The 13811-nt window shown below is 65.6% G+C and carries 12 protein-coding genes and 1 pseudogene; 6 read left to right on the plus strand and 7 right to left on the minus strand.

Annotated features, from left to right (window positions below; translation table 11 throughout):
• Position 1 precedes the first annotated feature (1 nt).
• From MYCSM_RS23705 to MYCSM_RS23715, 3 genes are read right to left on the minus strand one after another with little or no spacing between them, the layout of a single operon-like run.
• Positions 2-952: a phytoene/squalene synthase family protein gene (locus MYCSM_RS23705; protein ID WP_015308707.1), complete on the minus strand. Its 951-nt coding sequence runs from the start codon at positions 950-952 to the stop codon at positions 2-4.
• Entirely contained in the window at positions 949-2475 is a 1527-nt protein-coding gene (gene crtI / locus MYCSM_RS23710; protein ID WP_335337497.1) for a phytoene desaturase family protein, read from the minus strand. The genes MYCSM_RS23705 and crtI overlap by 4 nt, the downstream gene beginning before the upstream one ends.
• On the minus strand, positions 2472-3584 hold the full coding sequence (locus MYCSM_RS23715) for a polyprenyl synthetase family protein (RefSeq protein ID WP_015308709.1): 1113 nt from the start codon (positions 3582-3584) through the stop codon (positions 2472-2474). Before MYCSM_RS23715 ends, crtI begins: the two co-directional genes overlap by 4 nt.
• A gap of 207 nt (positions 3585-3791) precedes the next feature.
• Between MYCSM_RS23715 and MYCSM_RS36180 the strand changes: the two are divergent.
• Positions 3792-3953 (plus strand): annotated as a pseudogene (locus MYCSM_RS36180) (response regulator transcription factor); the annotation flags it as partial.
• Positions 3954-4009: 56 nt separating this feature from the next.
• Here the strand turns inward: MYCSM_RS36180 and dapC are convergent.
• Both dapC and fdxA read right to left on the minus strand, forming a co-directional pair.
• Positions 4010-5128, minus strand: coding sequence for a succinyldiaminopimelate transaminase (gene dapC, locus MYCSM_RS23725; RefSeq protein WP_041312593.1), 1119 nt, complete (start codon positions 5126-5128; stop codon positions 4010-4012).
• On the minus strand, positions 5125-5451 hold the full coding sequence (gene fdxA, locus MYCSM_RS23730; protein ID WP_015308711.1) for a ferredoxin: 327 nt from the start codon (positions 5449-5451) through the stop codon (positions 5125-5127). Before fdxA ends, dapC begins: the two co-directional genes overlap by 4 nt.
• A 364-nt stretch (positions 5452-5815) precedes the next feature.
• Here fdxA and MYCSM_RS23735 point away from each other — a divergent pair, with 364 nt between their 5' ends.
• The 4 genes from MYCSM_RS23735 to MYCSM_RS23750 all read left to right on the plus strand — a co-directional run bounded on the left by MYCSM_RS23735 (position 5816) and on the right by MYCSM_RS23750 (position 9416).
• On the plus strand, positions 5816-6028 hold the full coding sequence (locus tag MYCSM_RS23735; RefSeq protein ID WP_015308712.1) for a hypothetical protein: 213 nt from the start codon (positions 5816-5818) through the stop codon (positions 6026-6028).
• A gap of 80 nt (positions 6029-6108) precedes the next feature.
• The gene (locus MYCSM_RS23740) at positions 6109-6669 is read left to right on the plus strand and encodes a PadR family transcriptional regulator (protein ID WP_015308713.1); all 561 of its coding nucleotides are present in this window, start codon (positions 6109-6111) and stop codon (positions 6667-6669) included.
• On the plus strand, positions 6666-8699 hold the full coding sequence (locus MYCSM_RS23745; RefSeq protein ID WP_015308714.1) for an NADPH-dependent 2,4-dienoyl-CoA reductase: 2034 nt from the start codon (positions 6666-6668) through the stop codon (positions 8697-8699). Before MYCSM_RS23740 ends, MYCSM_RS23745 begins: the two co-directional genes overlap by 4 nt.
• Positions 8700-8855: 156 nt before the next feature.
• A complete protein-coding gene (locus MYCSM_RS23750; protein WP_015308715.1) occupies positions 8856-9416 on the plus strand; it encodes a YceI family protein in 561 nt (186 codons plus the stop codon).
• A 71-nt stretch (positions 9417-9487) separates the two neighbouring features.
• Here MYCSM_RS23750 and MYCSM_RS23755 read toward each other — a convergent pair whose 3' ends face one another.
• Together MYCSM_RS23755 and MYCSM_RS23760 are read right to left on the minus strand one after the other, a co-directional pair.
• Positions 9488-9949, minus strand: coding sequence for a DUF2231 domain-containing protein (locus tag MYCSM_RS23755; protein ID WP_015308716.1), 462 nt, complete (start codon positions 9947-9949; stop codon positions 9488-9490).
• A 49-nt stretch (positions 9950-9998) separates the two neighbouring features.
• A complete protein-coding gene (locus MYCSM_RS23760) occupies positions 9999-12578 on the minus strand; it encodes a bifunctional FO biosynthesis protein CofGH (protein WP_015308717.1) in 2580 nt (859 codons plus the stop codon).
• A 207-nt stretch (positions 12579-12785) separates the two neighbouring features.
• Here MYCSM_RS23760 and MYCSM_RS35335 point away from each other — a divergent pair, with 207 nt between their 5' ends.
• Positions 12786-13811, plus strand: a complete 1026-nt coding sequence (locus tag MYCSM_RS35335) for a hypothetical protein (protein ID WP_015308718.1) — start codon at positions 12786-12788, stop codon at positions 13809-13811.

Consider the following 13811-nt stretch of genomic DNA (forward strand, 5'->3'; position numbering starts at 1 on the left):
GTCACGCCCCTCGTGCGCCCCAGGACCGGGCAACCCACGCTCTGGTCAGGCCGGCACCGGCGACCTGCAGTCGCCTGCCCATCCCCACGGCGGCGCGCTGATTGAACACGGCGAAGTCGAGTGCTTCGATGCGATCCAGTATCTCCGAATACAAGGTGAACGCCGCGGCGATGCACGGCCTCGACCGCGGGTGCAGCAGCGGAATGCCTTGGCGTGCATAGTCGTAGATACGCCGGGTTTCCGCGTGCTGTTCTATCAGTGCTCTGCGGACCCGGGCATCGGTGCGCTGATGGGTGTGACACCACATCAACACGTCACGGTTCACCTGATGAACAGCGAGCTCGTCGGCGGGCAGGTAAATCCGTCCCCGCTCCAGGTCTTCGCCTATGTCGCGGAGAAAGTTGGTGAGCTGGAAGGCTTTTCCCAATGCGGCGGCGTACGGCGCGGCTTCCTCGCGCTCGCATACCGTGCCGAGGACGGGCAGCATCTGCAAGCCGATCACTTCTGCCGAGCCGTACATGTAGCGGTTCAGTGCCGCACGGTCGGCGTAGTCGGTGGTGGTGAGATCCATTCGCATCGAAGCGAGGAAGTCGTCGAACAACTCCCAGCGGATCCCGTACTTGTGTGCGGTGTCGACCACCGCAGCCAGCGCGGGATCGCCACCGTCGGCGGCGCCCTCCACCATCCGGTTGAAGAGCTGTGTCGCCAGGCATTGCAGCTCGTGCTCCCGGTCGGCTGTCTGCAACGCCGGATCGAAGTCATCGAGGATGTCGTCCGCGCGTCTGGCGAAGCCGTACAGGGCATGCACAGCAGGGCGCTGCTCGGGCGCGAGCAGTCGGGTAGCCAGAAAGAAGGTGCGCCCGTGCTGCGAGTTGAGCGTGCGGCAACGACGATAGGCGTTGCGCAGCGCGGGATCTCGGACACCGGCTGCGTGGAGTTCTGAACTGATCATGTTTGCACCACCCTAGGACGGCGTTGACGACGCTGCCGTGAAACCGCGCCGGTAATTCGATCGGCGGCCAAGCGACCCGAAAGCAGGGCAGTAGGCACCCCGACTCCCGGCACGGTCGACGATCCGGCGAGGACCACGTTGTCGATGCCGCGCACCGTGTTGGCCGGCCGAAATGGGCCGGTCTGGCCGAAAGTGTGCGCCAACGCGAATGGTGTGCCTGCCACCATTCCCTGCCGCGCCCACGCGGCAGGATCGTCGACGTGCAGCACCTCGGCGTCGACGCCGAGCGCAGGCAACCGGTCGTGAACCGCCTGCAGCATCTGCTCGGCGTAGTCCGCTCCCCTGCTGGCCCAATCAACCTTGCCGACAGCGATATTCGGCGTCGGGGCCAGGACGTAGAGCAGGTCACGGCCCGCTGGAGCCAACCGGGGGTCACCAGCCGTTGGTCGGGTGACCAACAGCGACGGATCGGCCATCAACTGCCCGTCGTCGATGATGTCGCGAAAGGTCTGCTGCCACGCCTCACCGAACACGATGTTGTGGTGGCCGATGTCGTCGCCAACGGCGCGGCAACCCACGTGTGCGACAACGGCAGACGGCGCCGGACGCAGCGGCAGCAGCCTGCGCGGTGTTCGGCCCAACAGTCGATAGGTGTCGGGAAGCTCGGTTGTCAATACCACCGCGTCGGCCGGAATCCGGTCCCCGTTGTCACTGTGCACAGCCGTGATTTGCGCTGCACTTCGCTCTAATCTGGAAACGGCTGCGCCATAGCGGAATTCGACGCCGGCGTGGGTGGCAGCCGCGGCGAGCGCGTCAGGAAGCGCGCGCATGCCGCCGCGGGGGAAGTACACCCCGGAAATCGTGTCCATGTAGGCGATGACCGCGTAGACCGCCAAGGCCCGTTCGGGTGGCACCCCTGCGTAGAGGGCCTGGAAGGTGAACACCCGCTGCAGTCGCTCATCGCTGATGAATTGGCGAACCACCCGATCCCAGCGTCGGAAGCCCCCCATGGCGGCGAGTCGAGCGAGCTGTGGAGTGAGCAGAGACAGTGGCGAGTCGAAATTCGCGGCGATGAACCCCTCGAACTCGACCTCATAGAGTCTGGTCAGCCAATCCCTCAGCTGCAGATAGCCATCCGCCTGTTTACGGCCCGCGAATCGCTCGATCTCTGCGGCCATCGCGTCGCGGCCACTGTGCACGTTCAACGCGCTGCCGTCGGCGAACGAAGCGCGATAGGCAGGTTCGACGCGCATCAAATCAAGCCGGTCGGATAGCGTTTCGCCGACGGCGGCGAAGGCGTCGTCGATGATGTCGGGCATCGTCAGCACTGTCGGGCCGGTGTCGATGAAGTAACCATCGATGTCGAGCCGGCCGACGCGGCCGCCCGGATGCGGTGCCCGTTCAACGACAGTGACGTCCCTGCCGCGACCGGCGAGGTGCAGCGCCGCGGACAATCCGGACAGCCCGGCGCCCACCACGACGACCCGGTTGGCGTTCTTCCCGATGGTTCGCATGTCCGTCACGCCGTCCGCTCGGCGCACGCTTCCGCCATATCCGCCAGGGCGGTTTGGACGGCGGGGCGGACATCACAGTCACTGACCAAATTCAAGGCGAGGGTGAGCCGCGAATCGATCAGTCGTTCAATCCAATCGACCGCCCCGGTGGCTTGGATCAACGCCGCCCATCGGCGGACGTCGTTGTCGTCGAGGTGGTCGGCGCTCATCATCTCGCGCAGCTGCCTGCGCAGGCTCGGGTTGGCGAGATGGTAGGCGGCGGCGACGACTGTGGTGGCCTTGCGTTCGGCGAGATCGCTGCCGGCGGGCTTTCCGGTTAGGGCAGGCGATCCGAAGATTCCCAACACGTCGTCCCGCATCTGGAACGCTTCGCCGATCGCATCGCCGTACTCGGCGAGCATGGTCATGACATGCTCGCCGCAGCCGGCCATCGCGGCGCCCATTTCGAGCGGCCGCTTGACGGTGTAGTTGCCGGACTTGCGCCGCGACACGTCGAGCACCTTGTCCAAGGTCGGAAAGACGCGGGCATCGTTGATCAGATCGGCGAACTGCCCGACCGCGAGTTCCGTCCGCATCGCATCGTATCGGGGCCAGACCCGGTCCAGTGAAGCCGCGGGGACACCGCTTTCGCGCATCATCTGGGCGGCCCAGACCAAGCACATGTCGCCGAGAAGGACGGCGGCGGAATCACCGAACCGGTCGGGCGAACCCGAGAGCCCCAGGTGACGGTGCCATCCGGCGAACGCGACGTGGCCTGACGGCCGACCACGGCGCAGTACCGAACCGTCCATCACGTCGTCCTGCAGCAGCGCGAATGCGTGCAGCAGCTCGAGGCCGGCGGCGGCCCGCAGCGCGGCGTCATCCTCGTCGGCCCCGCACAACCAACCCAGGTACATGAAAGTCGACCGCACGCACTTGCCGCCTGTGACGAAGTCGCGAAGCACCTCAGAAGCGATGCCGATACCTGCGGTGTGCAGCTGGGGTGCGCATCGCGTGGTGACGAAGTCCTCGATGATCGCCTGCACGGCGCCTCGCGTGGTCCTGCGCCAACGATCGCCACACAACTCCGGATGGGACCGGGATCCAGCGGTGGCCCGCTGCAAGGTCGATGCGGGCATGCGCGCGCGTCCGTCGATAGCCGTCAAGCGGCACCTCTCTCCTGCATCGATGGCGTTGCTGTACCCCGTCGGGGAAAAGCCAAATCTCGCGACGTAGTAGTCAGTTGTACCCCATTTTGCATCGATTATGCATCGATTGCTTCACTTCGGAACGGTTCACCCAGTCAACCGGTCGATGGACAGCGAAATCAACCGTGCGGGCCTCGCGCGAAGGGCAGATCCAACGCTGAGATTGGCCAGCAGCTCCACATCAGCGAAGCCACGGTGAAGACTCATCTGCTGCGGGCATTCAACAAGCTTGGGGTGTCGGACCGCACTGCGGCCGTGACGACCGCGATGTCGCTCGGTCTTCTGCGCGAGCAGACGTAAAGTGCCCCAAATCATCGGCGTGTCGGGGCATTTTGCGACTGCTCGCGGTTAGGCCGTCAGCCGCGCAACCTGGCTACCGCAGCGTCGATCCGCTCGTCGTCCGCCGTCAACGCGACCCGGACGTGGTGTGACCCGCGCGGGCCGTAGAACTCGCCAGGCGCCACCAGGATTCCGAGCTGCGCCAGCCACGCGAGCGTGTCGCGGCACGGCTCGGCGCGGGTAGCCCACAGATACAACCCGGCCTCGGAGTCATCGACCGTCAGTCCTGCCGATCGCAGTGCCGGCAGGAGCAAGGCTCGTCGCCGCTCATACCGCTCGCGCTGCACACGTTCGTGCGGATCGTCGTCGAGCGCGGCGACCATGGCGGCCTGTATCGGCGTCGGCACCATCATGCCTGCGTGCTTGCGAACTGCCAGCAGCTCGGCGACCACCGCCGGATCGCCTGCGACGAACCCCGCCCGATAGCCGGCCAACGACGACGTCTTCGACAGTGAGTGCACGGCCAACAACCCGGTGTGGTCGCCGTCGCAGACGTCGGGATGCAGCACCGAATGCGGCTGGGCGTCCCAACCCAGTCCCAGGTAGCACTCATCGGACGCCACCAGCGCGCCGCGCTCGCGGGCCCACCCGACCACCTTGCGGAGATGGTCGAGGCCCAACACCTTTCCCGTCGGATTGCTTGGCGAATTCAGATAGACCAGCGCCGGTGACTGTGGACCGAGCTGCGTCAGCGAGTCCGCGCGGATTACCTGAGTGCCTGCCAGGTGCGCGCCGACTTCGTATGTGGGATAGGCCAATTCGGGCACCACGACCAGCTCGTCGCGGCCGAGACCGAGCAGCGTAGGAAGCCACGCGATCAGTTCCTTGGTGCCGATAACGGGTAGCACGGCGTCGTCGGTCAACCCGGTGATGCCGTATCGGCGAACCAACGCCGCGACAGCCGACGCGCGTAACGCCGGGGTGCCCGCCGTCGTTGGGTAACCGGGCGCCGAGCTGGCCGCGGCAAGCGCGTCGCGGATCAGTGGCGCCACCGAATCGACAGGTGTACCGACCGACAGATCGACGATGCCGTCGGGATGCGCACGTGCAAGCGCGGTGACGTCAGCCAGGGTGTCCCAGGGGAACTCAGGCAATAACGATGAGACGCGCTTACGAAGCTCCGCGCGAGCCGTCAGGAATCCTCACCTTGAGGCGGGAGGTCCTTGACCGACTGCGGATCGTTCTCGGTCAGGCCAACCTTGGAGGCGCCGCCTGGCGATCCGAGTTCACTGAAGAAGTCGGCGTTGATCTGGGTGTATCCGCTCCACTGGTCGGGCACGTCATCTTCGTAGTAGATGGCCTCGACAGGGCAGACCGGCTCGCAGGCGCCGCAGTCGACGCATTCATCCGGGTGGATGTACAGCATGCGTGCGCCCTCGTAGATGCAATCGACCGGGCACTCTTCGATACACGCCTTGTCTTTGATGTCGACGCAGGGTTCGGCAATCGTGTACGTCACTGAGGTCTCCTCGATCTCCTGTCAGTGGGGCTGCCGCTCTTTGGCCGGGCCCGCCGAAAAGTCGCTGCCAAGTATCCGTTGCCGGTACTCGGACATTCGTGTCAGTGTGCCCTAACTTCCGTGGTGCCCGGTTAAGGGTGCCGCGTAGTTACTGATACTAGACGTTGCACATACAGCGCGCCTAGGGACAATCCCATCTGAATCGGTCTTCTCGCTGCTTGTCAGGTGTGTGATGCCCGCCACACCCGTGACCAACCTGTGATCGCCTGCGAGCCGGGCCACGTGACGGAACACCGCCCCTTCGTAACGCGTTTCAACCGGCATAGAGTACTTAGCCCGGCTAAGCCAGACAAAGGAGTCAGAGATGAAGAAGTTCGCCCTCGGCCTGGCCAGTGCAGGTGCGTTCGCCGCCATCAGCCTCGGGCTGGCAGGCCCCGCGATGGCCGCGCCCGACTACGTCACGCCCAATCACGATGCGGTCTACTCGACGCATTCCGATTCGCCGACCGTTCGGCCCGTCGACTGCTCGGTGCACGTCAATTCCGGCGGCACCGACGTCAACGTGAACTGGTGCTGACCTGACGAACCCGCGCCCTATGCGCTTGTTTGCAGTGCAACAAGTTGCATAGGACCGCGGGTTCGCTTTAGGCTCCCCGCGTGGCCCTCCCCCACGCGATCCTGGTGTCGCTGTGCGAACATTCCGGCTCCGGTTACGAGCTGGCCCGCCGGTTCGACCGGTCCATCGGCTACTTCTGGGCGGCCACCCATCAGCAGATCTACCGCACCTTGAAAACGATGGAGGACGACGGCTGGGTCACCGTCACGCCCGTCGCGCAGCAGGGCAGGCCGGACAAGAAGGTCTATGAGGTCTCCGACGCCGGCCGCGCCGAACTCGCGCGCTGGATCGCCGAACCGCTGTCGGGGCGCGGCAGCTCTGTCGCCGACAACCGCACCCGCGACATCGCGGTGAAGGTTCGCGGTGCTGAGTACGGCGACGTCGACGCGGTGCGCGCTCAAGTGGCCGCGTTGCGGGCCGAGCGCACCGAACTACTCGACACCTACCGCGGATTCGAAAAGCGCCAGTTTCCCGACCCACGCAGTCTGACCGGTGCTGCGCTGCACCAATACCTGGTGCTCCGCGGCGGTATCCGTGCCGAGGAGAGCGCCGTCGGCTGGCTCGACGAAGTGGCAGCGGCCTTGACGGGGGATGTTCAGTGAGTTATCCGAAGTTGCTGTCGCCGTTGGATCTTGGCTTCACCACCCTGCGCAACCGGGTGGTGATGGGCTCGATGCACACCGGCCTGGAGGACCGTGCCCGCGACACCGACCGGCTCGCTGAGTATTTCGCCGAACGCGCCCGCGGCGGCGTGGGCCTGATCATCACCGGCGGGTACGCGCCCAACCGCACCGGCTGGCTGCTGCCGTTCGCCGCACAGATGACGTCGAGCTCCGATGCCCGGCGGCATAGGCGCATCACGCAACCGGTGCATGGCGCAGGCGGCAAGATCCTGCTGCAGATCCTGCACGCCGGACGCTATGCGTACCACCCGTTTTCGGTGAGTGCTTCGTCGATCAAGGCGCCGATCAACCCGTTCCGCCCGCGGGCGCTGCGCGATGTCAACGGCACCATCGACGACTTCGTGCGCTGTGCGGTGCTAGCCCGCGAAGCCGGCTACGACGGCGTCGAGATCATGGGCAGCGAGGGTTATCTGCTCAACCAGTTCCTCGCCCCTCGCACCAACAAGCGCACCGACGGTTGGGGCGGCACACGGGAGAAGCGCCGACGGATGCCCGTCGAGATCGTGCGTCGGACCCGCGCCGCGGTGGGCGACGACTTCATCATCTGCTACCGGATGTCCATGGCCGACTACGTCGAGGACGGCCAGAGCTGGGACGAAATCATCGCGCTGGCAACCGAAGTCGAGGCTGCGGGCGCGACGATCATCAACACCGGTATCGGGTGGCATGAGGCGCGGGTGCCGACCATCGTCACCTCAGTGCCCAATAGCGCGTTTGTCGACATCAGCAACGCGGTGGCAGAACACGTGCAGATCCCGGTGGTGGCGTCCAACCGAATCAACATGCCGGAGGCGGCAGAGCAGATTCTCGCCGAGGGCAATGTGGCACTGATCTCGATGGCACGGCCACTGCTGTCCGACCCGGACTGGGTTCGCAAGGCAGAAGCCGATGCGGCCGACGAAATCAACACCTGCATCGCCTGCAACCAGGCCTGCCTCGACCATGCGTTCGTGCACAAAACGGTTTCGTGCCTCCTCAATCCGCGCGCGGCCCACGAAACAACGCTGACCCTCGGGCCGACGCGGCGCACCAAACGCGTGGCCGTTGTCGGCGCGGGACCGGCCGGCCTGGCCACTGCGGTCACCGCAGCCCAGCGCGGCCACCAGGTGACGCTGTTCGAAGCGAGCGATGCGATTGGTGGTCAATTCGACTTGGCGCGAAGGATTCCCGGCAAGGAGGAATTCAGCGAGACCATCCGCTACTACACCCGGATGCTCGACAAGCACGGCGTCGAGGTGCGGATGCGGACCCGCGCGACAGTGAGCGAGCTCGCCGGTTTCGACGATGTGGTGCTGGCGACCGGTGTGTCGCCGCGGATGCCCGACATTCCCGGCATCGACCATCCGATGGTGCTGTCGTATGCGGAGGCGATCACGGGAAAGCCGGTCGGCAAGACCGTCGCAGTGGTCGGCGCGGGCGGCGTCGGCTTCGACGTGAGCGAGTTCCTGGTGACTACGCCGGCCGAGCCGACAGGCGAATACAGGTCGCCATCAATAATTCTCAAGGAGTGGAAGGCCGAGTGGGGTGTGGCCGATCCGCAGGAGACCCGCGGCGCGTTGACGACACCCCTGCCCGCTCCGCCCGCACGCGAGGTGTATCTGTTGCAGCGGACCAAAGGCCCGCAGGGCAAGCGGCTCGGCAAGACGTCGGGCTGGGTGCACCGGGCCTCGTTGAAGGCCAAGGGCGTTCAGCAGTTGTCCGGAGTGAACTACGAACGCATCGATGACGACGGGCTGCACATCACCTTCGGCGCCGACCGCTCCGACCCGCGGTTACTCGCGGTCGACAACGTGGTGATCTGCGCGGGCCAGGACTCGGTGCGCGACCTCGAGGACGGCCTGCGCGCGAACGGTGTCGAACCGCACATCATCGGCGGCGCCGCTCTGGCGGCCGAGCTCGACGCGAAGCGCGCGATCCGGCAGGGCACCGAGCTCGCGGCCAAGCTTTAGCCACCGTCCTGCGAGCGACCGCGTCGGTACGGCGACACACCGCCACGTGCTGGCATTTTGTGGTCGCTCGATGCCCGGGAATGCATTCGGACTGCAGTCCGTTTAGTTTGTCGAAGACGTCGGAGAGGCCGACGCCCTTAGGTGAGAGAGATAGACATGACTTCAACTTCGGAGGCCACCGGGACCGCCCAGCTCAGCACCGGTACCTGGGCCATCGACCCGGTTCACTCGTCGATCGGCTTTTCCGTACGCCATCTGATGGTCAGCAAGGTGCGAGGCAGCTTCGAGAAGTTCAGTGGAGCGATCGTCGTCGCCGAGGACGGCACCCCGTCGGTGACGGCGGAGATCGCCGTCGACTCGATCCACACGAACAACGAGCAGCGCGACGGCCACATCAAGTCAGCCGATTTCTTCGACGTCGAGAACCACCCCACCGCGACGTTCCGGTCGACGAACCTCCGCGCTAACGGCGAGAACTATGTCCTCGACGGCGAGTTCACTTTGAAGGGCGTCACCAAGCCGGTGAGCCTGGATCTCGAGTTCAACGGCGTCAACCCCGGCATGGGTCACGGCGAGGTGGCCGGTTTCCAGGCGTCAGTCGTGTTGAACCGCAAGGACTTCGGCATCGATATCGACATGCCGCTGGAAACGGGTGGCACGGTCGTCGGCGACAAGGTCACCATCACCTTGGAGATCGAGGCGCTCAAGCAGGCCTGACTCTCTCGAGTGTGTAGCCACTGCGAAGAATCGATCAGATACTCGCGGTGGCTTCACATTCGGCGCAGGAGTCACCCTCCATCACCCCACACCGAATGCGCGCCGGAGTCACCGATCCGCACAACCGTGATGATCGATGAGACGCCCACCAATAGTGCGACGATGGCCACCACGACATTGGCCGCCGTTCTGCGCTGGTCCGACCGCCCGTCGAGCCAATGCAGTACGGCCAGTGCAACGGCGACGATGAACAATGCGGCGGAGAAGTAAATCATCCAGTCGCCCAGTTGGGCGTGCGTCTGCAGCGCCGGACTGACGCTGCGGCGTTGGCTGAGCAACCACTCACCGGCATCGGTGGTCACCGGGGTGAGCACGAGGTTCACCGCCGCTAAGGCGAGTACTAGCCACACGAAACGTTCACGAGCAGCGGGCCAAGCCGCGCACAGAATCTCGAGCAACGCGGTCAATGGCGCGAGCACGACGATCGCGTGCACGAGCAAGGCGTGGGCAGGCAGTCCAGCGATCGTTGTCATCAACGCCACAGTATTCGCGACTTGCTGAAAACTTGCTGTCAACCGTGAGCTAAGCGGCCAGCGGCGCGTATGTCGTCGACCGCTGGCGGGCGGGCCTGCCGATCCCGGCCGCGATGTCGACCAGTTCCTCGACGCTCTTGGCCGACCCGAACTCCGAACCTGCCATCCGCGAGATCGTCTCTTCCATCAGCGTGCCGCCCAGATCGTTGGCACCGCCCTGCAGCATCACCTGTGTGCGCTCGGTGCCGAGCTTGACCCAGCTGGTCTGGATGTTGGAAATCCTGCCGTGCAGCATGATTCGGGCCAGCGCGTGCACGGCGCGGTTGTCGCGGTGGGTCGGGCCCGGGCGCGCGCCGCCAGCCAGATACAACGGGCTGCTCTGGTGCACGAACGGCAGCGGCACGAACTCGGTGAAGCCACCGGTCTGATCCTGGATGCCGCGCAACACGTTGAGGTGGCCCACCCAGTGGTGCGGCGAATCGACGTGGCCGTACATCATCGTCGAGCTCGACCGCAGCCCGACCTCATGCGCGGTGGTGACGACCTCGATCCACATCGACGTCGGCAGCTTGCCTTTCGTCAGCACCCAGCGCACCTCGTCGTCGAGGATCTCGGCGGCCGTGCCAGGGATGCTGCCCAGGCCCGCCTCGTGCAAAGAGGTCAACCACTCGCGAATAGACAGCCCGCTCTTGGTCACGCCGTTGGCAATCTCCATCGGGCTGAACGCGTGCACATGCATCGACGGCACCCGCGCCTTGACCGCGCGCACCAGATCGGCGTAGCCGGTCACCGGCAGTTCGGGATCGATGCCGCCCTGCATGCACACCTCGGTCGCGCCCGCGACGTGGGCTTCCCACGCCCGGTCGGCCACCTCGGCCGTCGACAGCGAGTACGCGTCAGCGTCACCCTTGCGTTGGGCGAACGCGCAGAACCGACATCCCGTGTAGCAGATGTTGGTGAAGTTGATGTTGCGGTTGACGACGAACGTCACGTCATCGCCCACCACCTCGCGACGAAGCGAATCTGCCAGCGCCGCAACGGCATCCAGCGCTGGACCGTCGGCGGTGGCCAGCGCCAGGTATTCGTCGTCACTGCAGCCGGCCGGGTCACGCTCGGCCGAACGCAGCGCCGCCAAGACATCGGTGTCGATGCGCTCGGGCGCGCGCGCCGCCAGCTCGTGCACCTTCTCGCGGATCGACTCCCAGTCGCCGAACGCACTGCCCAGATCGCTGCGGGTCTCGGTGAGTCGACCCTCGGAATCGATGGCCGTCGCCAAATCGATGCGGCCGAGCGACTCGCTGGCCTCGTCGGGCTCCTGCCACGGCCGCCCGACCGGATTGACGTCAGCGGCCAGGCCGGTGTCGGGGTCGGCCAACGCGTCGACGTGACCCCGCACCCGCGGGTCAATCCACGCCGCACCGGCTTGCACATACTTCGGTTGCGCGGTCAGCCGCTGCACCAAGTCGTAGCCCGCCTCGGCGGTGACGGCCGCGAGTTCGTCAAGGGCCGGCCATGGCCGCTCCGGATTGACGTGGTCCGGGGTCAACGGAGACACCCCGCCCCAGTCGTCGACACCAGCGCCGATCAGCGACAGGCACTCGGTGCGCGACACCAGGTTCGGCGGCGCCTGGATAACCATCTTGGGCCCCATCACCAATCGGGTGACCGCCACCGTCGCGACGAAGTCGTCGAAGCCGGCGTCGGGAACCGCGGCCATCGCGGTGTGATCCTTGGCCCGGAAGTTCTGCACGATCACTTCCTGAACGTGCCCAAATTCCTTGTGCAACTTACGAATCGCATGAATGGTCTCAGCGCGCTCGACAAGCGTCTCGCCGATGCCGACCAACAGCCCGGTGGTGAACGGAATCGACAACCGACCGGCATCCGCCAGCGTGCGCAGCCGCACCTCCGGATCCTTGTCGGGGCTGCCGTAATGCGCCAGCCCCTTGGTCTCGAACAGCCGCCGCGACGTGGTCTCCAGCATCATGCCCATCGACGGCGCGACGGGCTTGAGCCGTGACAGTTCCGACCACGACATCACGCCCGGGTTCAGATGCGGCAGCAGCCCGGTCTCCTCCAACACCCGGACCGCCATCGCGCGGACATAGTCCAGCGTCGAGTCATAGCCGCGCTCATCGAGCCATTGCCGCGCTTCGTCCCATCGCGCCTCAGGCCGGTCGCCGAGCGTGAACAACGCTTCCTTGCAACCCAATTCGGCACCCCGGCGGGCCACGTCCAGAATCTCGTCGGGCTCCATGAACATGCCCATACCGGCAGCGCGCAGCTTGCCAGGCACCGTCACAAAGGTGCAGTAGTGGCAGGTGTCGCGGCACAGATGCGTGACGGGGATGAACACCTTGCGCGAATAGCTGACCGGCAATCGCCCAGTGGCGCCGCGGCGGCCTGCGGCCTCCAGCCCCGCATCACGCACCCGCACCGCGCTTGCACACAGATCCGCCAGGTCCTCGCCGCGCGCGGTCATCGCGATCGCGGCCTCGTCAACATTGAGTGCGACACCGTCGCGAGCCCGCCGCAACACCCGCCGCAGAGCAGCAGCGCTTGGCGCGTCAGACTTCGGGGGGACCACCGGGCTGGGCAGATCGGCGTCGCGCTGGGAGTTCAGAGCCACTCCCGTGTAACCCCACGCTCGTCGCGAATCATCCGCATGTCTCACATTCTGAAACCACTGCGCCGAACATATCGGTCACAGTAGTCGCAGCCGAGCGCGGGTTGTGCGCCCCGCCCCTGACGCGTTGCTCAATGCCCCGCCATCGGTTTGACAGCGGCGTAAGTTCGCAGATGTCCAGTAGCTGCAGTAGTTGGAGGGGAAGCTGACATGGACATTTCACTTCGCACATGCCTGACGGCAAGCGTCGCGGCGATCACCGCAGCGGCCGTCGCCTTCGGCCCAGCCGTCCAGGAGCCGACGCCGCTCGCGTCGCGCCCACCGGTAGTTCAGGTTGCGACGCCGCCGGTCCAACTCACGGCAGCGGTGCAGCCGTTGGCCGTGGCCGATCTGCCGGGCCTGCTGGTCGACTGGCTGCAACGGATCGCGGTGCCGCCTAGTGCCGGCCAACCCTTCCCGACGCCGCAGTTCCCGCCAGTGGTTGCGCCGACGTCGATCGGCAGCAGCATCAAGTGGATCTACACCGCGGTCGAACCGTGGGCGCGATACGCCGCCGATCTGGCCGCCTACGCCGTCGGCTGGATTCCGTATGTCGGATGGCTGGCGCCGCAGATCACGATCTTCTACAACTTCGGCGAACGAATCGCACGCAGCATCACGTTCAACATCGCCGATTTTCTTGATGGGAAGATCAGTTTCGGCCAGGGCTTGGTCAACGTCGGTGTCGACACCATCAACTCGTTCATCTTCCTGGCGAACGACCAACTCGCGTTCTGGTTGCCACCACTTCCGCCGATTCCGCCGTTGCCGCCGATCTTCTTCCCGTTCTCGGCGACGCAGGCAACGACCGCGACGACGGCGGCCGCAGACATAGCGACGTTGGCCGACACCACCCAGGTCAGCGAGAAGCACAGCCTGGCGGCGCCCGAAGCCACGGCGACGTTGGCCGACACCACCCAGGTCAGCGAGAAGCACAGCCTGGTGGCGCCCGAAGCCACGGCCTCCGACGTCATCAAGAAACCCAGTGAGCCCAAAACGCCCAAGACTGCCGATGTTTCGGCTCGGGGCGAGGCAAGCAGCGGGCCCGCGGATGCGGATACTACGGACGCCAAGAAGGTCTCGAACGACGCGAAGAAAGCCGATACCGGCCCGAAGCACGAGGCCAAGAAGAACGACGACAACGGCAACAAGAACGACGACAGCGGCAACAACAAGAAGAAGGCCGACAAGGAGTAG

The organism is Mycobacterium sp. JS623, from assembly GCF_000328565.1.
Lineage (GTDB): Bacteria > Actinomycetota > Actinomycetes > Mycobacteriales > Mycobacteriaceae > Mycobacterium.

Coding starts and splice junctions, on each gene's coding strand:
- MYCSM_RS23715 (WP_015308709.1), bottom strand. CDS start 3,584: ATGCCCGCATCGACCTTGCAGCGGGCCACCGCTGGATCCCGGTCCCAT.
- MYCSM_RS23735 (WP_015308712.1), top strand. CDS start 5,816: ATGAAGAAGTTCGCCCTCGGCCTGGCCAGTGCAGGTGCGTTCGCCGCC.
- MYCSM_RS35335 (WP_015308718.1), top strand. CDS start 12,786: ATGGACATTTCACTTCGCACATGCCTGACGGCAAGCGTCGCGGCGATC.
- MYCSM_RS23755 (WP_015308716.1), bottom strand. CDS start 9,949: ATGACAACGATCGCTGGACTGCCTGCCCACGCCTTGCTCGTGCACGCG.
- MYCSM_RS23750 (WP_015308715.1), top strand. CDS start 8,856: ATGACTTCAACTTCGGAGGCCACCGGGACCGCCCAGCTCAGCACCGGT.
- MYCSM_RS23705 (WP_015308707.1), bottom strand. CDS start 952: ATGATCAGTTCAGAACTCCACGCAGCCGGTGTCCGAGATCCCGCGCTG.